The sequence below is a fragment of the Pseudomonas auratipiscis genome (genome assembly GCF_036324085.1).
Lineage (GTDB): Bacteria > Pseudomonadota > Gammaproteobacteria > Pseudomonadales > Pseudomonadaceae > Aquipseudomonas > Aquipseudomonas auratipiscis.
In genome coordinates this window covers 122,845-146,753 of record NZ_JAZDCU010000009.1, presented here as the reverse complement: position 1 = coordinate 146,753, position 23,909 = coordinate 122,845, and the positions used below count along the sequence as shown (strand labels likewise).

The window sequence follows — 23,909 nt, the reverse complement described above, 5'->3', positions numbered from 1 at the left end:
CCAGGGTGCAGACCCACTCAGGCTGAGTAGACCGGGAACAGGGCGCACAACTCGGCCACCTGTTTGGCGACATGCGCTTCCACATCGGCATCGCCAAGATGGTCGAGAATGTCGCAGATCCAGGACGCCAATGCCCGGCACTCCGGCTCCTGGAAACCCCGTGTGGTAACGGCCGGGGTACCCAGCCGCAGGCCGGAAGTCACGAACGGCGATTGCGGATCATTGGGCACGGCGTTCTTGTTCACCGTGATATGGGCACGCCCCAAGGCGGCATCGGCGTCCTTGCCGGTGATGCCCTGGCGAATCAGGCTGACCAGGAACAAATGGTTGTCGGTGCCACCCGACACCACGTCATAGCCGCGCTGCATGAAAATCGCTGCCATGGCCTGGGCGTTCTTGATGACCTGGGTCTGGTAGGTCTTGAAAGCCGGCTCCAACGCTTCCTTGAAGCACACCGCCTTGGCTGCGATGACATGCATCAGCGGGCCGCCCTGGCCACCTGGGAAGACCGCCGAGTTGAGTTTCTTCTCCAGCTCCGGATCGGCTTTGGCCAGAATCAGGCCACCGCGAGGGCCGCGCAGGGTCTTGTGGGTCGTGGTGGTGACGACGTCGGCGTAAGGCAGCGGATCGGGGTATACGCCTGCCGCCACCAAGCCGGCAACATGGGCCATGTCGACGAACAAATAGGCTCCGACCTTGTCGGCGATAGCGCGAAACCGCGGGAAGTCCAACGTCTTGGAGTAGGCCGAGAAGCCGGCGACGATCATTTTCGGTTGGTGCTCGACTGCCAGACGCTCGACTTCGTCGTAATCGATCAGGCCGTTGGCATCGATACCGTATTGCACGGCGTTGTAGAGCTTGCCGGATGAGCTGACCTTGGCACCGTGAGTCAGGTGGCCGCCATGGGCCAGGCTCATGCCCAGCAGGGTGTCACCGGCCTTGAGCAGGGCCAGGTAAACCGCGGCGTTGGCCTGCGAGCCTGAGTGCGGCTGGACGTTGGCGTAGCCGGCACCAAACAGCGCCTTGGCGCGATCGATAGCCAGTTGTTCGACCACATCGACGTGCTCGCAACCGCCGTAGTAACGCTTGCCGGGATAGCCCTCGGCGTACTTGTTGGTGAGCTCGGTGCCTTGCGCCTGCATGACCTGCGGGCTGGTGTAGTTCTCCGAGGCGATCAGCTCGATATGGTCTTCCTGGCGTTGTGCCTCGCGGCGAATGGCGGCGAACAGCGCAGGGTCGAAATCGGAAAGTGTCAGGCTTTTATGGAACATGTCGGTTTTCCTTGTTGTGAGTGTCGAACCACTGTTCGGGCAGCCGTCAGGCGTCCTGATACGTCGAAAGCGGTGGGCAGGCGCAGGCCAGGTTGCGATCGCCGTAGACGTTGTCTACCCGACCTACCGGTGGCCAATACTTGCTTTCGCGCAGCGTGTCCTGCGGGTAGACCGCCAGCTCCCGGCTGTAGCGATGGTTCCACTCGCCGACCAACTCGCTGGCGCAGTGGGGGGCGTTTTTCAACGGGTTGTCGTCTTTGTCCAGGCTGCCGTTTTCCACCGCGCGAATTTCATCGCGAATGCAGATCATCGCCTCGCAGAAGCGGTCCAGCTCCTCCTTGGACTCACTCTCGGTCGGCTCGACCATCAAGGTGCCCGCTACCGGAAAGGACATGGTCGGGGCATGGAAGCCAAAATCGATCAGGCGCTTGGCGACGTCCTCGACACTGATGCCGCTGCTGTCCTTGAGCGGGCGCAGGTCGAGAATGCACTCGTGGGCTACCAGGCCGTTTTCGCCGGTGTAGAGCACCGGGTAGTGCTCCTCCAGGCGCCGGGCAATGTAGTTGGCACTGAGGATCGCGACCTGTGAGGCACGCTTGAGCCCTTCCCCGCCCATCATGCGGATATACATCCAGGTAATGGGCAGGATGCTTGCACTACCATAGGGTGCGGCGCTGACTGCGCCTTGTTTGCGCGCCATGTGGCCGTGACCGGGCAGAAACGGCGCAAGGTGCGCCTTGACGCCAATCGGACCCACGCCTGGACCGCCACCGCCATGGGGAATGCAAAACGTCTTGTGCAGGTTGAGGTGCGAGACGTCGCCGCCAAACTTGCCCGGGGCACACAGGCCGACCATGGCGTTCATGTTCGCGCCGTCCAGGTAAACCTGGCCGCCGCGCGCATGGATGATGTCGCAGATGCGCGTGATGCCGTCCTCGAACACACCGTGGGTCGAGGGGTAGGTAATCATCAGCGCCGCCAGATGGTCCTTGTGCTGTTCGGCCTTGCTTTGCAGGTCGGCGACATCGACGTTGCCACGGACATCACAATTGACCACCACCACTCGCATGCCGGCCATCTGCGCAGTGGCCGGGTTGGTGCCATGTGCCGAGGAAGGAATAAGGCACACATCGCGCCCCGCTTCGCCACGGCTGACATGGTAGGCTCGAATCGCCAACAGCCCTGCGTACTCGCCCTGGGAGCCGGCATTAGGCTGCAGCGACATGGCGTCGTAGCCGGTAGCCGCACAGAGCATCGCCTCCAGCTCGTCGGTCAGTTGCTGGTAACCCTGTGATTGTTCGGCGGGTGCAAAGGGATGCACGGCACCAAACTCGGGCCAGGTGATGGGGATCATCTCACTGGCAGCATTGAGCTTCATGGTGCAGGAGCCCAAGGCAATCATGCTGCGATCCAGGGCCAGATCCTTGTCAGCCAGGCGCCGCAGGTAGCGCATCAGTTCGGTTTCGCAGTGATAGCGGTTGAATACTTCGTGCTGCAGGAACGCGGTCTGGCGCAGCAACGCTGCAGGCAGGCAATCTCCGCTGCCAGCCGCTAGTGCAGCAAAGTCCGGGAGCGGCTGCCCGGCGCCTGCAAAGATTTGCCAAAGAGTCTCGACGCTTTGTTGTTCGCAGGTTTCATCCAACGATAAGCCGACGCGAGCCTCATCGAGGGGGCGCAGGTTGATGCGCGAATTGCTCGCTGCAGCCAGGATATCCGCCGCAGGCCGGGCGGTGACGACGCTGACGGTGTCGAAGAAGCTCGCCTGCTCGATCCGGTGACCGAGCTGCTGCAGCCCCTGCACCAGAATCGTGGTCAGGCGGTGTACGCGCCGCGCGATTTGTCTCAGGCCTTCGGGGCCGTGATACACCGCGTACATGCTGGCGATGTTCGCCAGCAGAACCTGCGCGGTGCAGATGTTGCTGGTGGCTTTCTCGCGGCGGATGTGTTGCTCGCGGGTCTGCATGGCCAGGCGCAGAGCCGGCTTGCCAAAACGGTCGATGGAAACACCGACCAGACGGCCCGGCATGTCGCGTTTGAAACTGTCACGGGTGGCGAAGTACGCCGCATGCGGGCCGCCAAAACCCAGTGGCACGCCAAAGCGCTGGGCGCTGCCGAGCACCACATCGGCACCAAACTCGCCGGGAGGCATCAGTAGCGTCAGGGCCAGCAGATCGGCCGCTACCGCTACCAGGGCGCCGGCCGTATGGGCGCGTTGCACCAGCTCGCGATGGTCGGCGATGTCGCCGTTGCTGGCCGGGTATTGCAGCAGCAAACCGAAGTAGCCCTCAAGGCTGTCATTGGCCAGCTGTGCGTCATCGCCGACGACCACTTCGATGCCCAAAGGCTCGGCACGTGTACGAATCACATCGAGGGTTTGCGGATGGCAGGCAGCGGAGACGAAAAACGCCGCGGCCTTGTTCTTTGCCAGGCGCTTGCAGAAGGTCATGGCTTCGGCAGCGGCGGTCGCTTCATCGAGCAACGACGCATTGGCGATTTCCATGCCAGTCAGATCGATGACCAGCGTCTGGAAATTCAATAGCGCTTCCAGCCGTCCTTGGGAGATCTCCGGCTGATAAGGGGTGTACGCCGTGTACCAGGCCGGGTTCTCCAAGAGGTTGCGCAAAATCGGCGCTGGCGTATGGCACGGGTAATACCCTTGGCCAATGTGGTTGCGAAACAGCTGGTTGTTCGCGGCAATGGCCTTGATTGCCGCCAACGCTTCACTTTCGCTTTGCCCCTTGGACAGCTCCATCACGCTGCTGCCCTTGATGCTGCTGGGAATCACACTGTCGATCAGGGCGTCGAGCGAATCATGCCCGGTCAGCGCCAGCATGGCCTTGATATCGCTTTCGCGCGGGCCGATGTGACGGGGAATGAACGTGTTGTCCGTACTCAAGGAAATAGATGCGTTGCTCATGTCGCCCCCCGGCTCAGGCATTGTCGGCCAGGAAGCGGTCGTAGCCGTCCTGGTCCATCAAAGTGTCGAGATCGGCGTGGTTGTCGACCTGGATGCGGAAGAACCAACCGTCTTGCATCGGCGAGTCATTGATCAGCTCGGGGTCATCGGCCAAGCTTTGGTTGACCGCCACTACCTGGCCGCTCAGGGGCATGGTGATGTTACTGGCAGCCTTGACCGACTCCAGTACCGCGACTTCACTCCCCTCTGCGTATTGGCCAGGCTCTGGCAATTGCACGAACACCACGTCACCGAGGGCTTGCTGGGCAAAAGCAGTAATGCCAACAGTCAGTTCGCCAGACGTTTCCAGGCGCAGCCACTCGTGTTCGGGGGTAAAACGCAAGATGCTCATGGGTCTTCCTCTTGTTATTGGACGAGTCCCGGTGCGGGACTTCTGTAGACAAGAGCAAGGACAATGCCAGTTTATTTTTATCGTTGAAAATCAATAAGTTATCAAAAAAAATTTGATCTGCAAGGCTGCCGTCAATGGAGCGAAATCGCTCCGCTCGTGGAATACCCTGCCGACCTTTGAGGGCAACCTCCTGCAAACACGTGACGCACGCCACCTGGAGCGCAAACGCTCCAGTGGAGTGAAATCGAACCAACGGTTCTAGACCGCACGATTGGAGATCCCATACTTGCGCAAGCGCTGGCCGATGGCGGTGTGCGAGGTCTGCAGGCGCATCGCCAATTGCCGGGTCGAGGGATAGGCGGCGTAGAATTTTTCCAGCAGCGATTTTTCGAAACCCTGCACGGCTGCCTCCAGACTGATGACCTCTTGCGCGTCACCCTGCTGGCTGTTGAGGGCAGTACCGGCCAACTCCAGGTCGTCGCAGTCGATTACATCCCCCTCGCAGATCGCGGCCGCCCGAAAAATCACGTTCTGCAGTTGGCGGATGTTGCCCGCCCAGCGATTGCGTAATAACAGCGGATGGGTTGTCACAGCCAAGCGACAGGGCGAGCGCTGTATCTGGGCGCAGGCCTGGCGCAGAAAGTGCTCGGCCAGCAGCAAGATATCGGTGCCACGCTCGCGCAGCGGTGGCACCATCAAATTGAGCACGTTGAGGCGGTAATACAGGTCTTCGCGAAAGCCACCTTCGACCACCATGTTCTCCAGATTGCGGTGAGTAGCACAAAGCACCCGTACATTCACCCGCACTTCTCCGCCACCGCCGACACGCCTGAAACTGCCGTCATTGAGAAAACGCAACAGCTTGGCCTGCAGGTACGGCGACATCTCGCCTACTTCGTCAAGAAACACCGTGCCACCGTCGGCCAGCTCAAGCAGGCCGGGCTTGCCGCCGCGCTGGGCGCCGGTAAACGCACCGGCGGAGTAACCGAACAGTTCACTTTCGGCCAGGCTCTCTGGCAGCGCTGCGCAATTCAACGCCAGAAAGGACGAGCCGCGGCGAGTACTGAGCTCGTGACAGGCTCGAGCCACCAACTCTTTACCGGTACCGGTTTCACCCTGGATCAATAGCGGTGCATCGAGGCTGGCAACCTTGTGCAGGCGGGTCTTGAGGTGCTGCAGCGGCGCCGACTCACCCAACAGCGCACTCAAGCCTTCGCCAGGGTCATGCAGCAAGGAAGCCAGGCGTTCGCCGATCCGTCTTGGCGGATACAGCGTGAGCAGACCGCCGACCAACACATCCGCCCCACCGCTGATGGGCGTGGCCTCGAGCAACAGTGTCTGGTCCTGGAAACTCACCTCGCACATTGGCAAACGAAAGCCCTTGTCGATCAGCGACTGCGCCAGGTGCGGCTCGGCAAACAGGTTGCATAACGGTTCGCCTGCCGGCTCGCGACCCAACAGCTTGACCAGTGTCGGCGTCGCCAGCAGCACATGGCCGTTGGGGTCCACCGCCAGCACCGGGTCACTCATCGCCGCGAGCAAGGCCTCCAACTGCAAGTGCCGACGCTGACCGGGGAGAAAGTCCACAAGCTCAACGGCCTGAACGTCGATGACCCGCAGCAATGCATCGTGAAGCTCGCTCAACACGACCGGGGACAACGACGGCGCGTCGATGTAAACGTTGGGAGGAATCATTTCCACAGCGTCGAGGTTGAGATTGCGCGCCCCAAGCAAGGCCAGAATTTCCTGGGTAATGCCAACGCGGTCTTTGAAGGTCACGTGAATACGCATCGCAAGTCCTCTCTACAAACGACGACAGGGGGACGGCACAAGTGCGGTCCCCCCGGATGAACATGTGAAGCTGGCGATCAGTCCACTTCGTATGAAAGCTGCACGGCCTGCGCCCTCTTCTGGCGAAGGCTGCGATAGGACACAGCCATCACCGCAAACCACACAGGTACAAACAGCAACGCTTGTCGAGTGTCGTCCTCCAGCGCCAGCAAAGCAGTGATGAACACGAAGAACGCCAGGCAGATCCAGGCCATGGTCGTTCCGCCAGGCATTTTGTACTTCGAGGCACGGTGCAAGGCATCGCGCTTTTTGCGATAGGCCAGATAGGACAGCAGAATCATCGACCATACGCACATGAACAGGATCGCCGACACCGTAGTGATCAAAGTGAACGCATCGAGCATGTTCGGCACCAGGTAGATCACCAGCGCACCTAGCAGCAGGCAGGTGCAGGAGAAGACCAGGCCATTGGAAGGCACCGCACGCTTGGACAAACTGGCAAATTTGTTCGGCGCATCGCCATCCATTGCCAAGCCATAGAGCATGCGGCTGGTAGAGAACACACCGCTGTTGGCAGACGACGCGGCAGAGGTGAGCACCACGAAGTTGATGATCCCCGCCGCCGCAGGCAGACCCGCCAGGACGAAAAGTTCAACGAACGGGCTCTTGTTGGCCACTACCTCGCGCCATGGCGTCACCGCCATGATGGCGATCAGCGCGAGCACGTAAAAGAAGATGATGCGCAGTGGGATCGAGTTGATGGCCCGCGGCAGGTTGCGCTCAGGATTCTTGGTTTCGGCGGCGGTGGTGCCTACCAGCTCAATGCCGACAAAAGCAAAGACAGCAATCTGGAACCCGGCAAAAAAGCCCATGGCGCCATGCGGAAACATGCCATCGTCGTTCCACAGGTTGGAGATCGAGGCGACACTGCCAGCGGACGATTGATACGCCGAGGCAACCATGTAGAAACCCGTGCAGACCAGCGCGCAGATCGCGACGATCTTGATCATCGCGAACCAGAACTCCAGCTCGCCGAACATCTTCACCGTGACCAGATTGAGTGACAGCAACAAACCGACGCAACTGAGCGCGGGCAACCATTGGGGAATATCGGGAAACCAGAACTGTGAATAGGCGGAAATGGCAATAACGTCGGCGATCCCTGTGACAATCCAGCAGAACCAATATGTCCAGCCGGTGAAATAACCCGCCCATGGCCCCAATAAATCTGCCGAAAAATCAATGAAGGATTTGTACTTAAGGTTGGATAGCAGTAGTTCGCCCATTGCCCGCATGACGAAAAACAACATGAAACCAATAATCATGTAGACAAATATTATCGACGGGCCCGCCAGGCTGATGGTCTTGCCAGAGCCCATGAACAGCCCCGTACCGATTGCACCACCGATGGCAATCAACTGAATGTGGCGATTGGACAGATTGCGTTTGAGTTCGTGCGCATCGCTGCCAGGCGGACAGTGATCCTGCGTCGAATTGTTCATTCATTTCACCTTGTAAGTTGAATTATTTTTATAACGTCACAAGTTCAAACGCCTCAGCCAAACAAACAACTTTCCTTGCCCAGCCGGACATCAAGCAAAGAGCAAGGACTATGCCAGGCCCCGCATGCCGCTTAAACGCCCACCTCAAGCGGCGATGTCGTTTCTGAGCTGTAATGAAGTCGCTCCAGGACAAGCGCCCGGAGCGTGGTTAAATTGGATAAAAGCCAGGTAAACATTGCCCCTACGCTCCATCGGAGCGAAATCGCTCCGATGGAATGCAATCAATCCGCGCGGGCCGTGTAGGTCTGGTCAGACGTACCACACGCACTGATAGATCGGGTTTGGTTAGCGCAAGAGATTCTTAGACGACCACTTCATCGTTCCAGTCTTTGTTGCTGGCTGTTGGCGCCGCGAACGTCCCGCCAGCCAGATGCCGAGACTCGGTTTCGATGTCTTCTCCGCTGCGATGGCGATAATCCAGGTAGAGCCAGCGGACAAAACCGTAGGCCATCACTACCAGCAGGAAGAAGAACGGAATAGAGGTGAGGATGACCGAGGTTTTTACCGTTTTGAGCGACAGGTGGTTAGCGATCATGGTCAGCGGCACCAGCGCCAGCATCACACACCAGAACAAGCGCAGGAACGGTGAAGGATCACGACCATCGGCCAGGTTGCGCGTGGTGGCGGCGGCAACGGTGTAAGCCGAGGCATCGACATGCGAAGCGAGGAAAATCACCATGACGAACAGATAGAACGCGGTGGCCAGGCCCGACAGTGGAAAGCCGTTCAACAACTGCGTAATCGCAACCTCACCCCCCTGGCTTGCGACTAGCGCAGGAACATCCAATACGCCATTGAGCAGTTGATCGATGCCATACCCACTGAGGCTGCCGAAGATTGCCCAGCAACTCACGCTGCCGCCGAGCAAAAGCGCCGCAGAGACCTCCTTCAACGTGCGCCCACGGGATACCCGCGCGACGAATATCGACACCGCCGGGGTATAGGAAATCGCCCAGAACCAGTAGAACACCGTCCAATTGCGGGTGAATTCACCATCACCGGCCGGGTCGGTGAACAGGCTCATGTGCAAGAAGTTGGAGAACATCAACCCCACGCCGTTGACAGTGTTCTTGACGATGAACCCGGTCGGGCCCACCACCAGCACTGCCAAGGCGCAGAACAATGCTCCCCAGCAAACCATCGTGGCCAGGCGCTGCATGCCGCCTTCGAGGCCGATGTAGGAACTGAGGGAGAAAATGCTGGTGATCAGCAGAACGATGCCAGCCTGCATCGCGAAAGTGTTGGGAAGCCCGGTGAGGTTGGCGAGGCTGTTGGAAAAGGTCTGGGTGGTGACCACCATGGTCACGGTCAGGCCGCCAAAGGTGCCGATCAGAAAAAGAATGTCGATCAGCCGACCGATCGGGCCATTGGCGCGAAACCCGGTTACCGCCTCGATAATGCCAGCCAGGCTGAGCTTGCTGTGTTTGCGCACATGGTAGTAGTAAGCCATGGCCATGCCACCAACGGCGTAACACGCCCAGGTACCGAAGCCCCAGTGAAAGAAGGCATAGGCGATGCTCATTTCCAGCGCCTGAGGGCTTTGTGCCGGAATGTTCAGCCCCGGAGTGTTGTAGTAGAACGCCCATTCCACCAGCCCCCAGTACAGCGTTGCCGAACTGAGTCCGGCGCAGATAAACATAAACACCCAGGGCAGCGTCTTGAACTGCGGCTTGCCACTGCCCAGGCGAATATTGCCGTACTTGCTGAAGATGATGAATAACGATCCGGCAACAAAGGCCAGGAAAACCAGCAGCACCGGTGCCGAGAGCAAATTGGTGGCGTTCTCGAACAATTGGCTGGCCACCTGCTCCGAACGCGCAGGAAACGCCGCCAGGGCAAAAACCGTAAGGAAGATGGAAACCACACTGACCACAATCAACAGGTAGTCCTTGCTTGGCCGGACCTGCTCGGCCATCGGGCTCGCTTTCGCTGAAATTTTCATGGGATACCTTTCTATTACCGGCTGTATTGATATTGTTTTTTTGCCTTGTTCCAGGCCTGGAATACGCCTGGAGCAGTCATAGAAGTGCTTGAAAGCGCCGCGACGTCAGGCGCCTCGTATCGACCAGTCGGCGATCAGCCGCCGATACAGACGTACGGCCTCGTCGATTCGTGCAACCTCGCAGTACTCATCCGTCTGATGCGCCATAGCGGGTGTACCGGGCCCAAGAATCACGATTGGCACGCCCGGATGGGCCTGTTGCAGCGCGCAGGCGTCGGTGAAGTAACTGGCGCCCCGCGGTTCGGGACGCACGCCGGTTTCCTCCTCGGTAATGCGGTACACCGCCGCGATCCAGGGATCATCGAGGTCGGTGAACACCGCTGGCAGGTCGAGCACTGCATCGACTTCGCTGATGTCGGGGCGCAGCGCTGCCAGCAAGGTTGCGCAGGTGTCGGCGTGAGACATGCCGGGCAAGCTGCGGATGTCGACGCACAGCTGTGCCAAGTCCGGCACGACGTTGATGCTACTGCCGCCGTGCAGGGTTCCGGCACTGATGCTGGTGGTACCCAGCACAGGATGCGGCGTTGCCGGCACGCGATAATGCTCGATCTTGCCCAGCGCGCGTGCCGCCTTGTAGAGCGCATTGTCGCCGCGCTCCGGCATCGAGCCATGGGCACTTTTGCCACGTGCGACGAGCTTGAGCCAGAGCGCGCCTTTGTGACCGATCAACGGGTAGTTCGCCGTCATCTCGCCAACGACGATGGCCCCTGCATTGTGCTGATCCACCCCGTCGCGCACCAACGCCGCCGCACCCTGGCAGCCGGTTTCTTCGCTGGCGGTCAGTACCAGGACCACCCCAGGCCCCTCGGCGATAAGGCGACTCTCCTGCAAGGCTGCGCTGATGAACGCCGCAATCCCTGCCTTCATGTCGCTGCTGCCTCGGCCGTACAAACGACCGTCGTGGATCTCGCCGGCAAACGGATCGAACGACCAGGGCGCGCTCCCCAGCGGTACGGTATCCAGATGTCCGGTGAAACACAGGGGGCGCCCTCGCCCGTTGCCCAAGTAGGCCACCAGGCTTGCCCGTCCTGGCGCCAATTCGTGGAGAGTGACGCGGTAGCCTGCATCGGCCAATAACTGCGCAAGGAATTCGGCGCAAGGTCGTTCGTTACCGGGCGGGTTAGTGGTGTCGAAGCGCACGAGTGCGCGGGTCAGTTCGAGTGCCTGTTCGAATGCGCTCATATTGACCTCGCATTGGAAGCAAGGCGCGCTGGGGTATCAAGATCAACAGCGACCGCATCTACCTGCAGCGACGCGCCACCTGGCAATCCGTTTACTCTCACCACGGTGAACGGCGGCAGCTCATCACCACAAAGCCCGCGCAGGGCTTCGGCGAACAGCGTTGTTGCCCGCTCCGGTTGCAGATCAGCTTCGCGACCAGCCACCAGCACATGAAGATGAGCGAGCGCCTGGGGGCCACTGCCAACCTTGCGCAAGTGCTCGACAATACGCGCCAGCACCTCGCTGCAGGCGTGCTCCAGCGCCTCATGCTGGACGCTCTGACCGGCGACGTGGATGCTCGCCGCATTGCGGCGCACCGGCGCACAACCGGCCCAGCCACGACCGCCACCCTCGCCAAGCACCGGCTGCGAGCTTTCCCCCACCAGCGCAGTTGCATCGATTTCCAGCAGCAAACCTTGGTACAGCAGGTTGACGCCAAAGGCCGTGACCGGCGGCAGCGGCGCGCCGCATGTCTCCCGCACCACGCTGAGGATTTCCTCCAGGCGTGCCTGCGCAGCGTTGTCATCACCCTCGTGCAAATAGCAGATCTTGAGCTGGGCAAGGTCACACAAGCATGCTCCTGCGTCCTGCAGCACGTGCCTGATGTGTTCCAGCACGTTATGCGTCTGAGCGTACAAATCGTCCAGCGCGACCGCCTTGCCAGACATATCCGCCGAAACTTGCCCGCCCACCCAGACTTGGCTACCCGACTTCCACCCCTGGGACAACGGCACCGGAATGCTCCAGTCCCAGCTTTTCTTCGGCATGATCCGCTGCCGTTGTGCGAGGGGCACGGCCAGCGCCTCGACTTCCAACTGGATCAATGCTCCAGAGCATCCCATGCCGCGCACACGCACGGCCGTCGCTGCTGGACCAGGGTCGGGAAAATACTGCAGGCGTACCCGCGTCATTTTTTCCCAGTAGACAGTTGCCTGGTCTTCCTCGCCATCGAATACGTAGTAGGTGTTCAAACGCACCAGATCGGCCATTTGCAAGCCGGCCTGTTCCAGCGCCGCTTTCAAGTTGCGAAATACCGCATGCGTCTGCGCCTCGATATCGTCAGCCCCGATCAACTTGCCGGCCACATCGACAGGCAGCACGCCGCCGACAAACACATGCGAACCAAAACGGCGAGAACGCGAGGGTTGTATCAACAGCTGTGGAGTGAGAGAAATCGAACGGCTAAGGTCGGACATGGCTTTGCTCCCGTTGCCGGGCCAAACCCCGCAGTCGGGGTTCGCCGGGCACGCTTGAAGTTGGCTTTTTTGTTCTAGAGCCAAACTGTAGAGAACCCGACACTTCGGAAAAATAGCCAGTTCACGAAGTTGACTTCGGCAATCGCCGAAGCATTCACTGCCCCTTCAGCGCAACGCTCCCGCACAGTCCAACAACTGTTGCTGGAAGACTTCGACGGTGCGCGGCGGACTGATGCCGTGACGCAGGATGATGTCGACACTCACGTCGGTAGCGAACTGAGCGGGACACATTCTGCGCAGCTCACCCTTCTCCACCCAGGGTTGCGCATAGTGCAGCGGTAAAAAGCCGATGTACTGGCCGGAAATAATCATCATCGCCCGTGCCTCGACGTTGTCGACACTGCCTGCCGCCCGCTCCACCTGTAGTTGATCCAAGTCGAAGCGGCCAAGAAAGGTACGCGCAGCAACCCTCGCCTGGCTCAGCAATAACGGGGTGATATTGGCGTCGTCCTGCTCGAACAGCGGATCGGCACGCGAGCAGAACAGGCCATGAGCTTCGGTGTACAACGACGTATAGTCCAGCCCTGGCAAGCGGTTGGGAAACGGACCGACCGCCAGGTGCAGGCGACCATCCATCACCCGTTGCTCCAGGGCATTGGGAGTATCGATATGGATTTGCAGGTGAACCTGCGGCGCCATCTGACCGAACCGGCGAATGGCAAGGGTCAGCGGGCTGCACGGGTCGGTCAAGGTTGCGTCGATCACACCAACCCGCAGAGCACCACTCAACTGTTGGCGAAGCGACGCCGCCTCCATCGAGAATGTCTCGACCGCTGCCAGCATGCGTTGCGCTGCGGCATATAGCACTTCGCCCTCATCGGTAAGACGAAAGCCAGAACGGCCGCGTTCACACAGACGCAGCCCCAGCCGGCTTTCCAATAAGCTCATCTGCTCGCTGATCACCGACGCGCTGATGTTCAGAGCCGACTGGGCGGCGGAAAAGCCGCCGCAGCGCACGATTGTCTCGAAGATCCTCAGGGACTTCAGGTCTGCATCTTGTACTCGCATCAATCTACTCCGCGCTCACCACTACCTTTCCTTGGCCAGGTCCGCGCCCTTTGAGTGCTAGGGAGTGACAGCCGGGGGTGTCTGACTACCCCGCGTCAAACCGTTATCGACGTTGATGTTCTGCCCGCTGACATATGCAGCCCCATCACTGACCATAAAAGCAAGCGTGGCGGCGACTTCTTCGCCTGTGCCGTAGCGCTTGCGCACAATGCTGTGGGCCAGCACGAGGGGCAATGTTGCGCGAAGCCTTGTCCATGTTCCATGCTTTGCAGCTCTGTAGGCGAGTCTCGAAGCTGGACGGTGAATGTGGACAGGTTTCAGGAGATGAAAGTACTGCTGGCCGTTGCCGAGGCGCAAAGCTTTGCCGGTGGCGCCAAGCTGATGAGTATGTCGCCGCCCAGCGTGACCCGGGTGATTGCCGGTCTGGAAAAACGCCTGGGAACGCTGTTGTTGGCACGCAGTACCCGCAGCCTGCGCCTGACCGAAGCAGGCAGGCGCTACGTGGAGGACTGCAAGCGCATTTTGCTCGACCTGGACGAGGCCGAGGAGTTGGCCACCGGCAGCAGCATTCGCGCACGCGGCAACCTGACCGTGACGGCGCCAGTGATGTTCGGCGAGCTTTACATGATCGCGCTGATTACCGAGTACTTGTCTGCTCACCCGCAGGTAGCCATCAATGCCTTGTTGGTGGATCGTCTGGTGAACATGGTCGACGAAGGCGTGGACGTCGCCATCCGTATCGGGCAATTGGCCGATACCGGCCTGCAGGCGATCAAGGTCGGACAAATCCGTCCGGTCATTTGCGCTGCCCCGGCCTTTCTCGAACGCTTTGGTCGACCGCAGCATCCCCGCGAGGTAATGGCGGCGCCCATCGTGATGTCCTCTGCCAGTAACCTGCTGACCGGCTGGCAGTTCAATCTGCACGCCAGCACCCTCACCTTGCACCCCAAGCCGCGGCTGCTGGTGAGTTCCAACCAGGCCGCAATCAACGCTGCCCGCCTGGGCTGGGGGCTTACCCGGGTGCTGTCGTATCAGGTCGCCGAACAGGTTGCCAAGGGCGAGTTGGAGATCATTCTCGACGCCTACGAAGCGGCGCCATTGCCTGTGCACGTGCTCTATCAAGGCTCGGGACGGGTGCCCGCGAAAGTACGTACCTTTGTCGATTTTTGCGTCGAGCGCTTACGCCAAGACCCGGCGCTGCAACGGGTCGGGACGGTCTAGCACGTGAGCCGCTATCGTCAGATGCAGGTCTTCGAGGCTGTGGCCCAGGCCGGGAGCCTGGCTGCAGCAGCGCGGCAACTGGATCTTTCGACCGCAACCATCATGCGTACCATCGGCGCGTTGGAAGCACGCTTGAACAACGCCCTGTTCGAACGCGGGCCGCGCGGCGTCAGCCTGAGCCCGGCGGGTGAACAATTTTCCGCCAGCTGTCGGCAGATCCTTGAACAGATTGTCGCTGCCGAACACTCGGCGGCCGGCATCCACGCACGCCCTAGCGGAAGATTGACCGTATCGCTGCCGATGCTGATGGATCAGCAGGTGTTGATGCCCATCGCAGTTGAATACCTGGCGACCTATAACGATGTGCAACTGGTTACTCGCGCCAGCGAGGAAGTGCCAAAGCTGCTTGAAGACGGCATTGATATCGCCCTGGTGGTTGGCAACCTGCCGAACTCATCGGGTTTCGCCATGCCCATTGGCCAGGTTCGACCGATTGTCTGCGGCTCTCCCAGCTACTTGGCAACATGGGGCCGACCGCAGAGCCCCGGGGACCTCAAGGCACACCGCTGTGTGTTGACCACAGCCGGCGGGCAGCAAAACGAGTGGCGCTTTCGCGGCGACGGCACCACGCGCTTGGTCAAACCAACTCCCGCGCTTACCTGCACCACCCAGCGCGCGGCCATCCATGCCGCCACCCTGGGCCAGGGCCTGATCCTGTGCATGAGCTATGAGGCGCACCATGAACTGCAGAGCGGTCTGCTCGTACCGGTACTGGGCAGCTTCGCCAACCACAGCCTGCCTGTGCAGTTGATCTACCGCGATGGGCGCCGTGCCGAGGCCCGAGTACGCACCTTTATCGACTTTGCGACACCAAGGCTGCGCGCGCATCCCGCCCTGATCGGCTAGATCGGTGCGCCATCGCATTCTTTTGCAAAACGAAATTATGCATTGCCCTGCATGGTGATTCTGCACAACCGCAAGCAGGAGCAGGATAGCCCAACCAGCGCAAGCGCCGCTCACAGGCGTGGCGCTGCACTGACTTTTCCTGATCCGCTTCGGAGCCATCCCATGTCACAGCCAGCCATCAAGCTCTACCACCACCCGCTTTCGGGCCATGCCCATCGCGTCGAACTCATGCTTTCGTTGTTGCAACTGCCCATCGAGCGGGTGTTTGTCGACCTGGCCAACGGCGAGCACAAGCAAGCAGCCTTCCTGGCAATCAATGCCTTTGGCCAGGTACCGGTCATCGATGACAACGGCACCCTTCTGAGCGACTCCAATGCCATCCTCGTCTACCTGGCGAAAAAGTATGGCGATGGTGCATGGCTGAGTGATGAGCCACTTGCTGCGGCGCGTGTTCAGCGCTGGCTCTCGGTAGCGGCCGGCCAAGTAGCCTACGGTCCTGCAGCAGCGCGCCTAATTACCGTGTTTGCTGCCCCGTTGAACGCCGAAGAGGTGATTGCCCGCGCCCACACTCTGCTCAAGGTGATGGACAAAGAGCTTGCCACAACCGCATTTCTGGCCGGTGCTACAGCGACCATCGCTGATGTGGCCAACTATTCGTACATCGCCCACGCCCCGGAAGGCAACGTGTCGCTCGAGCCCTACGCCAATGTCCGTGCCTGGCTACAAAGGGTCGAGGCGCTGCCCGGTTTCGTGCCCATGCAGCGGACTGTCATAGGCCTGCAGACTCACTAAGTCGGCAACACGCTGCCGTCTTACCTGGCAGCTCTCTAGAGGAGCGCGTTTCATGGATCATCTTCCAAAGCACCGTCGCTCTCCCTGGCATGCCGGGGAGAAAGCGCTCCAGGAAATCTATAGCGTCTCCGAGCGCATGGAAGTGCTCGGGCAGAAAGTCATCCGCAACTACATGCCCGACCAGCATCGACAGTTTTACCAACAACTGCCCTTTATGATTGTCGGCGCGGTCGATACCCAGCAACGACCGTGGGCCACCCTGCTCGAGGGCACGGAAGGCTTCGTTACCTCTCCCGACCCACAGCAGTTGCTTGTGGCCGTACAGCCAGACGACCAGGACCCTGCAACTGCAGGCCTGCAACCGGGCCAAGCCGTCGGCTTGCTCGGTATCGAGTTGCACACGCGTCGGCGCAACCGCATCAACGGCGTAATCGAGCAGGTGACTGCGAACGGCTTGGCGATTACGGTCGAGCACGCTTATGGCAACTGCCCAAAGTACATACAAGCCAGGTCGTATCAACGGTCACGGGTGCAGGTTGCAAGCCCGGCAGAGCGCCAGGACTTCACCACCTTGAATGCCGAAACCCGCGAGCTTATTCGTAGCGCAGACACGTTCTTTATCGCCAGCTATTTTGACCATGACTCACACAGTCGCTCGGTTGACGTATCGCACCGCGGCGGCCGCACAGGTTTTGTCAAAGTTGAAGGCAACCGGCTGACCATTCCCGACTACGCCGGAAATCTGTTCTTCAATACACTGGGCAACCTGCAGGCCAACCCGGTCGCCGGGCTGCTGTTCATCGATTTCAGCAGTGGCGACATGCTGCAACTGACCGGTCGCACGGGGCTGATTCTGGAAAGCCCAGTGATTCAGGCATTCGAAGGCGCCGAGCGTTTGTGGACCTTCGACGTCGAGCAGGTGGTGCTGCGTCCGGCTGCCGTGTCACTGCGCTGGGCGTTCAGCGACTTCGCGCCAACCAGCCTGGTCACCGGCACCTGGGCTGAAGCAGACGCGCATCTGCAGCAGATCGAACAGCGGCGTCAATGGCATCAGTGGCAAGTGCTCAAGGTGCAACAAGAGAGCAAGGACATTCGCTCCTTCGTTCTCCGGCCACTGGACGACGCTACGATAACCTTCACTCCCGGACAACACCTCCCGGTGCGCATCCAGCCTAATCCTGATCAAGCAGCGTTGATCAGGACCTACAGCATCTCCAGCGCCCCTTGCGACGGGCACATCCGCATCAGCGTCAAGGCACAGGGGCCGGCTTCGCATCATCTGCACAACCATGTGCAAGTTGGTGATCGGGTCGATGTTCGCCCGCCGCTGGGCAGCTTCACCCTGGCCGAAGAGAGCGCACGACCTGTGGTGCTGATCGGCGCCGGCGTTGGCATCACGCCCCTGCTGTCGATGTTCAAGGCATTGGCCACGGAGAATATCCAGCACCAACGGCAACGCGATATCCATCTATTCCAAAGCGCCAGAACACTTGCAGACCTGCCATTTCAGGCAGAGCTCTGGCAATTGCAGCAACGCGACACCGAGCGACTGCACATCCACCGAGTACTGAGCAGCCCAAGTGCTGAAACCGTTTTGGGCCGCGACTACGACATCCCTGGCCGACTCGATTTTGCCCAGGTAAAAGCGCGACTGCCGTTGGATGACTATGATTTTTACCTGTGCGGCCCCAGCAGTTTCCTGCAGAACATGTACGACGGCCTGCGCGGGTTGAACATCAACGACGAGCGCATCCATGCTGAAGCATTCGGGCCCTCGACCTTGCAGCGCTCAGCATCCGAGCAACCTGCCCCGCCCCCACAACTGCCCGCGGCCAGTGCGCCTGTACCGGTTTACTTCTCTGCCTCCAAAACAGAGGTGCGATGGACACCAGGCGCCGGCAGCCTGCTGGAGCTGGCCGAAAGTCGCGGTTTGAACCCCGACTACAGTTGCCGTGGCGGTTCGTGTGGAACCTGCAAGACGCGCCTTGTCAGCGGCAACGTCCACTATCCGAATCCACCGGCACAACTGCCGGCAAACGATACCGTGCTGATTTGCTGCGCCATACCGGCGCAACCGCAAGAAGGCAGTGTCCAGCCCTTGGTCCTCGAGCTTTAGTGAATTCACCATGAGTACCCAGCGATGCTGCGCTACTGAACACTCGGCAATATCACTCGCCTTTATTCAACCAGGAGTCATCGCCATGTCCAGCACCGAGATTCGTCAACCCGTTCCACCCTTTACCCAGGAGTCAGCGATATTGAAAGTCCGCCTCGCCGAAGACGGTTGGAACAGTCGTGACCCCGCGAAAGTGGCCTTGGCCTATACACCGGATACGCAATGGCGCAACCGTGCGGAGTTCGCAAGCAGCCGCGCTGAAGCGCAGGCGTTTTTGCAACGCAAATGGAACAAGGAACTCGAGTACCGCCTGATCAAGGAATTGTGGGCGTTTACCGATAACCGCATCGCCGTGCGCTATGCCTACGAATGGCACGATGACTCCGGAAATTGGTTTCGCTCCTACGGCAACGAGAACTGGGAATTTGCCGAAAATGGCCTGATGGCCCATCGCTTCGCCTGCATCAATGACCTGCCCATCCAAGCGTCCGAGCGTAAATTCCGTTGGCCATTAGGCCGTCGCCCGGATGATCACCCAGGTCTTTCACAATTAGGTTTATAAGCTTGGCTTGACCTGCTGCGCGCCATTAGCTCAGGCAAGGGCTACGCTGGTGCGAAGGTTCTTCGTCTCCAGGTGAATGCCATGAGTGCCCCGTCGCTTTCTGAACTCGATGCCGCGCTGCCCGCGTTGGCCCGCAAGATCCGCGTGCTCGACGCGCTGGCGTGGCCGGAGGGTGTCGAGGAGGTTTTTCTTGCCCAGTGGCGCAGCGGCAAAGCGCAATTGCCCAAGGTCGAGTTGAGCCCGCGTGACCACAGTGCCGAAGTGGCGGCGTTGGACAGCTTTGTCGAGCACTGCGATCAAGCGCATCCGGCAGGCCGTTTTCTTGCTCGTACCGCGCACAGCTATGCCACTGCCGGGCGCATGTTGGGCGCCATTGGCACCCCCGCGTTCACCCAGTTCTCCTCAGCGCTGTACCGCCGCCCGGACTTCTACTACCCCAGGCAAAAGTTGAGCATGCTCGACGCCGCCCACTTCTTTCTGAAAACCACCGATGCCCTGCTCGGTGGCGATTACATTCCCCCAAGTCCCGCTGACATCCCCGCCAATGCGTTCGCAGCCTGGCTACAACCGGAACTGGACGGCTTTTTTGGCGCTGGCCAGGTTTCAATCAAGCTTGACCCCCACCTGGCAGCCAAGGCCATTGCCGGCACCAGCCGCATTCGCTTGCGTGCCAGCGCTTTGTTTACCGAACTGGACAAGCAGCAGCTGCTGCAGCACGAAGCCTTCGTGCATGTCGCTACCGCGCAAAATGGTGCGCGCCAATCCCGACTCAAGTGCCTGGGGCTGGGAGCACCACGCACTACCCAGACCCAAGAAGGCATCGCCACGCTGGCCGAGTTGCTGACCGGCAGCATGGACATCAACCGCTTGCGGCGTCTCGCCTTGCGCGTGCTCGCGGTGCAACAAGCCCTCGATGGCGCTGACTTCATCCAGGTGTTTGAAGGCTTCCTCAAGGCTGGGCAGTCGCAGGAAGAGTCCTTTCGCTCAACCCAGCGCATTTTTCGCGGTGCCAATCTGCGAGGGGGATCGGCGTTCACCAAGGATGCCGCTTACCTCACCGGATTGCTCGGGGTACACACCTTGCTGCGCGTAGCGATCCGCGATAACCGCCCTGAGCTGGTGGGCCACTTGTTCGCCGGGCGCCTGACCCTGGGCGACACCCTGCACCTGGCGCCGCTGTTCGAGTCGGGCTGGCTGGTGGGTCCTACCTACATTCCGGCCTGGGCCAGCGACTTGCGCCGGCTCGCCGCTAACCTGGCATTTTCCGCGTTCATCGCCCGGGTCAAACTAGATGTGCTCGACCTGCAATTGTTCATGGCCTTTGAGGATGAGCAGGAGGTCGATAGCCGATCCCTTTGACGCCGCCGACGTAGCAGCGTCGAAGGTTGCAGTGGCAAACTTTGGAGAGTTCATTGCACCTCGCTCCATCATTCATCAGACTAGGCACTGGGTCGTCAACCACCGCAACGACAGCGCCTTGCCGGACTGTTTGATGTTCACAGCCAAGCGAGTGACCCACTCCCTGACAGACCCTCCGCCTCAAGGCCGTTGATCACCTCTTCGCATCGTTGCGCGACCCGTTGGGTTTTCAGGCGTTTGATTGAAAGCGCCAAACTCTCGAGCCGTGAACCACTCAAAGCAATCGTTAGATGACAGAATCCCACTATTTGACCCCCTCAGGAGGCCCTCATGCTTCGTGTGTTTGAACGAAGACTCGACCCCTTTCCACCCGATGAGCTACCACCTCCACCGGTTGGTCTGGCGCGGTTCCTGTGGGCCTGCACCCGAGGTGCGCGCGGCTATATTCTCGCGCTTGCGCTGCTCAGTGCCAGTGTGTCGATTTACGAAGCCTGGTTGTTTTCCTTTCTCGGCCAGGTCGTCGACCTGCTCTCCACCTGGCAGGCAGGCGGTAACACTCAGGGTCAGGAAAGCCGCGTGCTGTGGGGTATCGCCATCGTGTTAGTGACCAGCGTCGGGCTGGTGGCGCTACGCACCATGGTTCAGCACCAGGTCTTGGCGATCAACTTGCCATTGCGGCTGCGCTGGGACTTCCACCGCCTGATGCTGCGCCAAAGCCTGTCATTTTTTTCCGATGAGTTTTCCGGCCGGGTCACCACCAAGGTGATGCAGACTGCTTTGGCCGTGCGCGAAGTGCTGTTCACCCTGATCGAAATCGCGCCCGGAATTGGTGTGTATTTCATTGCGATCATCGCCCTGGCCGGCGGTTTCGCCCTGAAGTTGATGCTGCCGTTCGTTATCTGGGTCGCACTGTTCGGTCTGGCCATGCTGTACTTTGTGCCGCGCCTGGGCCAGGTCGGACAGGAACAGGCCCACGCGCGCTCATCGATGACCGGGCGAATCTCCGACGCCTACACCAACATCACCACTGTGAAACTGTTCTCGCACTCCAAACGTGAAGCGCATTTCGCACGCGCGGCCATGGAGGATTTCAAACAGACCGGCTTTCGCCAAATGCGCTTGGTCAGTCAATTCGAGATCGTCAATCAGGCACTGGTGGTCGCCCTGATCCTTGGCGCAGGCGGTTACGCCTTGTGGCTGTGGCATCAAGGCGAAGTCGGTACGGGGGCCGTGGCGGCTATCACAGCGATGGCCCTGCGCATCAACGGCATGTCGCACTGGATCATGTGGCAAATGACCTCGCTGTTCGAAAGCATCGGTACTGTCCAGGATGGCATGCAGACCCTGACCCGCGGGCCCAAAGTGCAGGATGCGCCAAACGCCAGTGAGTTGGTGCCTGCCGGCGGCGCAGTGACCTTCGATAACGTGAGCTTCAACTACAACGGTGAGCGACAGGTGCTCGATGGCCTGAGTCTGAAAATCCGTGCCGGGGAAAAAATCGGCCTGGTCGGGCGCTCTGGTGCGGGCAAGTCCACGCTGATCAACCTGCTGCTGCGCTTCTATGACGTCGACAGTGGCGAGATTCGCATTGACGGGCAAAACATCGCTCACGTGACCCAGGACAGCCTGCGCAGCGCCATCGGCATGGTCACCCAGGACACCTCCCTGCTGCACCGCTCGATTCGCGACAACATCGCCTACGGTCGCCCGGAGGCGACTGACGCAGAAATCCGCCGCGCTGCGGCCAACGCCCAGGCCGACGTTTTTATCAGCCAACTGAGCGACCGCCAGGGCCACAGCGGTTATGACACCCTGGTCGGTGAGCGCGGCATCAAGCTGTCCGGTGGCCAGCGCCAACGCATCGCCATCGCCCGGGTAATGCTCAAGAACGCCCCGATCCTGCTGCTGGACGAAGCCACCAGCGCCCTGGACTCTGAGGTGGAAGTGGCTATCCAGGAAAGCCTGGATGAAATGATGCAAGGCAAGACCGTCATCGCCATCGCCCATCGGCTGTCGACAATCGCGGCAATGGATCGACTGATCGTCATGGATGAGGGGCGCATCATCGAACAAGGCACCCACGCTGAACTGCTGGCGAAGAACGGCACCTACGCGCGGCTGTGGCAGCATCAGAGTGGTGGATTCCTGGGTGAAGACCAAGGATTGGCTGAAGCGCTGGAGTAGCAGTCAGCGGAATGGTCTGGTGCACTGAGTTGCCGACGGCGGCACACGCCCTGGGCGCCTCAGCCGCCAGACTGTGCAGAACACCCGCCAGCGGTGGGCTGTATCTTGCACTTTGCATGACGTGAATTCTTGCAATTGCGGTAACGCATTGAATTCACACACTTTGCCATTTACCCCTGCTTGGCATAAGGCATGCACCCGTTGTGGTGGACATTGATGTTCACGACGGGAGTTCTAAAACAATGATGACAACAACCGAAGCCCAACTGGCTGTCAGCGCGCAAGTGCAGAACCAGTCTGGCGTGTCATGGGCGGCAATTTTTGCAGGTGCGGCAGGCGCTGCGGCATTGTCGCTGATCCTGGTAATGCTCGGTTTTGGACTGGGCTTTTCAGCAGTTTCTCCGTGGGCCGGCGACGGTATGAGCGCCAAGAGCCTCGGCATCTCCACGATTGTCTGGCTTGCGCTGACGCAGATTATCGCTTCTGGCCTCGGGGGCTACCTGGCCGGTCGTCTGCGGGTCAAATGGGCACGGGTGCATGGCGATGAGGTGTACTTTCGCGATACCGCCCACGGCTTTCTGGCATGGGCGGTCGCCACGCTGGTGACGGCCACGCTGGTGGTCGGCTCGGTCAGCAGCATCGTCGGGGGTGGGGTACAAGCTGGGGCACACGTTGCAGCGGGGGCCGCAAGCGGCGTGACCTCGGCAGCGTCCACAGCGGCGGGCAGCAAAGACAGCGACGCCTATGGCTATTTTGTCGACACCCTGTTTCGCGGTGATAGCACGGTCATGGTCAATGAGGATGCCGCCAATGCCGCGGTGACCCGGATCATGGCGCGTTCGCTGAGCGACGGCGGGCAACTGAGCGCAGAAGACAGAGCCTATCTGGCGCAACTGGTCAGCCAGCGCACCAACCTTACCCAGGCCCAGGCCGAAAAACGTGTCGACGATGTGTTCGCCAAGGCGCGCCAGGCGTTGGATGAAGCCAAGACCGCTGCCCGTGAAGCCGCCGACGCAGCCAGCAAAGTAGCCGCGATGACTTCCCTGTGGATGTTCATTGCATTGTTGTGCGGCGCGTTTTTCGCAAGCTTTGCCGCAACCTACGGGGGCCGCCGTCGCGACGCCGTGATTCTGGTCGACGACTCTGTCGGCACTCGAGCTCAATAACCGAGGAGAACTACCATGCGTTCGATACTGCTATTCATGCTCGGCGTGCCTATTCCCGTGATCATCCTGATTGCATTGTTCATGCATTGAAGGCTGGAGAAAGGCGTTTGCGCACACCACGCCCGCAGTTGCTCGAATGAGCCCACTGCAATGAACAAGCCCCGCCAGTGCGCACTGCTTGGGT

The 23,909-nt window shown here is 60.2% G+C and carries 17 protein-coding genes and 1 pseudogene; 8 read left to right on the top strand and 10 right to left on the bottom strand.

What is annotated here, in order from left to right:
• Positions 1 to 17: 17 nt before the first annotated feature.
• The 10 genes and pseudogenes from glyA to V0R60_RS14705 all read right to left on the bottom strand — a co-directional run.
• Positions 18 to 1,271, bottom strand: coding sequence for a serine hydroxymethyltransferase (gene glyA, locus V0R60_RS14750; protein ID WP_136475452.1), 1,254 nt, complete (start codon positions 1,269 to 1,271; stop codon positions 18 to 20).
• Positions 1,272 to 1,317: 46 nt separating this feature from the next.
• Positions 1,318 to 4,188 carry an aminomethyl-transferring glycine dehydrogenase gene (gene gcvP, locus V0R60_RS14745; protein WP_375547268.1) on the bottom strand — a complete coding sequence of 957 codons (2,871 nt, stop codon included), beginning with the start codon at positions 4,186 to 4,188 and terminating at the stop codon, positions 1,318 to 1,320.
• A gap of 13 nt (positions 4,189 to 4,201) precedes the next feature.
• Positions 4,202 to 4,579: a glycine cleavage system protein GcvH gene (gene gcvH / locus V0R60_RS14740; RefSeq protein ID WP_136475450.1), complete on the bottom strand. Its 378-nt coding sequence runs from the start codon at positions 4,577 to 4,579 to the stop codon at positions 4,202 to 4,204.
• 258 nt (positions 4,580 to 4,837) lie between these two features.
• Entirely contained in the window at positions 4,838 to 6,370 is a 1,533-nt protein-coding gene (locus tag V0R60_RS14735; protein WP_330079453.1) for a sigma-54-dependent transcriptional regulator, read from the bottom strand.
• Positions 6,371 to 6,447: 77 nt separating this feature from the next.
• Positions 6,448 to 7,872 carry a D-serine/D-alanine/glycine transporter gene (cycA, locus tag V0R60_RS14730; protein WP_330079452.1) on the bottom strand — a complete coding sequence of 475 codons (1,425 nt, stop codon included), beginning with the start codon at positions 7,870 to 7,872 and terminating at the stop codon, positions 6,448 to 6,450.
• 361 nt (positions 7,873 to 8,233) lie between these two features.
• The gene (locus V0R60_RS14725) at positions 8,234 to 9,874 is read right to left on the bottom strand and encodes a BCCT family transporter (protein WP_330079451.1); all 1,641 of its coding nucleotides are present in this window, start codon (positions 9,872 to 9,874) and stop codon (positions 8,234 to 8,236) included.
• Positions 9,875 to 9,979: 105 nt separating this feature from the next.
• Complete coding sequence (locus tag V0R60_RS14720; RefSeq protein ID WP_330079450.1) at positions 9,980 to 11,116, bottom strand: M20 family metallopeptidase; 1,137 nt, start codon at positions 11,114 to 11,116, stop codon at positions 9,980 to 9,982.
• On the bottom strand, positions 11,113 to 12,351 hold the full coding sequence (locus V0R60_RS14715) for a RidA family protein (RefSeq protein ID WP_330079449.1): 1,239 nt from the start codon (positions 12,349 to 12,351) through the stop codon (positions 11,113 to 11,115). Before V0R60_RS14715 ends, V0R60_RS14720 begins: the two co-directional genes overlap by 4 nt.
• Before the next feature lie 165 nt (positions 12,352 to 12,516).
• Complete coding sequence (locus tag V0R60_RS14710; RefSeq protein ID WP_136475444.1) at positions 12,517 to 13,419, bottom strand: LysR family transcriptional regulator; 903 nt, start codon at positions 13,417 to 13,419, stop codon at positions 12,517 to 12,519.
• A gap of 57 nt (positions 13,420 to 13,476) precedes the next feature.
• Positions 13,477 to 13,632: pseudogene (locus V0R60_RS14705) on the bottom strand (SDR family oxidoreductase); the annotation flags it as partial.
• Positions 13,633 to 13,743: 111 nt separating this feature from the next.
• Here V0R60_RS14705 and V0R60_RS14700 point away from each other — a divergent pair.
• From V0R60_RS14700 to V0R60_RS14665, 8 genes are all read left to right on the top strand, one after another.
• Positions 13,744 to 14,640: a LysR family transcriptional regulator gene (locus V0R60_RS14700; RefSeq protein ID WP_330079448.1), complete on the top strand. Its 897-nt coding sequence runs from the start codon at positions 13,744 to 13,746 to the stop codon at positions 14,638 to 14,640.
• A gap of 3 nt (positions 14,641 to 14,643) precedes the next feature.
• Complete coding sequence (locus V0R60_RS14695; RefSeq protein WP_330079447.1) at positions 14,644 to 15,546, top strand: LysR family transcriptional regulator; 903 nt, start codon at positions 14,644 to 14,646, stop codon at positions 15,544 to 15,546.
• Between the two features lie 162 nt (positions 15,547 to 15,708).
• Positions 15,709 to 16,338 (top strand): glutathione S-transferase family protein, encoded by a 630-nt coding sequence (locus V0R60_RS14690; protein WP_330079446.1) that lies wholly within the window; start codon positions 15,709 to 15,711, stop codon positions 16,336 to 16,338.
• Positions 16,339 to 16,390: 52 nt separating this feature from the next.
• Positions 16,391 to 18,454: a pyridoxamine 5'-phosphate oxidase family protein gene (locus V0R60_RS14685; protein WP_330079445.1), complete on the top strand. Its 2,064-nt coding sequence runs from the start codon at positions 16,391 to 16,393 to the stop codon at positions 18,452 to 18,454.
• Positions 18,455 to 18,539: 85 nt separating this feature from the next.
• Complete coding sequence (locus V0R60_RS14680) at positions 18,540 to 19,016, top strand: nuclear transport factor 2 family protein (RefSeq protein WP_203585758.1); 477 nt, start codon at positions 18,540 to 18,542, stop codon at positions 19,014 to 19,016.
• A gap of 81 nt (positions 19,017 to 19,097) precedes the next feature.
• A complete protein-coding gene (locus V0R60_RS14675) occupies positions 19,098 to 20,375 on the top strand; it encodes a flavohemoglobin expression-modulating QEGLA motif protein (protein ID WP_136475437.1) in 1,278 nt (425 codons plus the stop codon).
• 330 nt (positions 20,376 to 20,705) lie between these two features.
• Positions 20,706 to 22,559: an ABC transporter ATP-binding protein gene (locus tag V0R60_RS14670; protein ID WP_330079444.1), complete on the top strand. Its 1,854-nt coding sequence runs from the start codon at positions 20,706 to 20,708 to the stop codon at positions 22,557 to 22,559.
• Positions 22,560 to 22,801: 242 nt separating this feature from the next.
• The gene (locus V0R60_RS14665; RefSeq protein ID WP_136475435.1) at positions 22,802 to 23,725 is read left to right on the top strand and encodes a hypothetical protein; all 924 of its coding nucleotides are present in this window, start codon (positions 22,802 to 22,804) and stop codon (positions 23,723 to 23,725) included.
• Positions 23,726 to 23,909 lie beyond the last annotated feature (184 nt).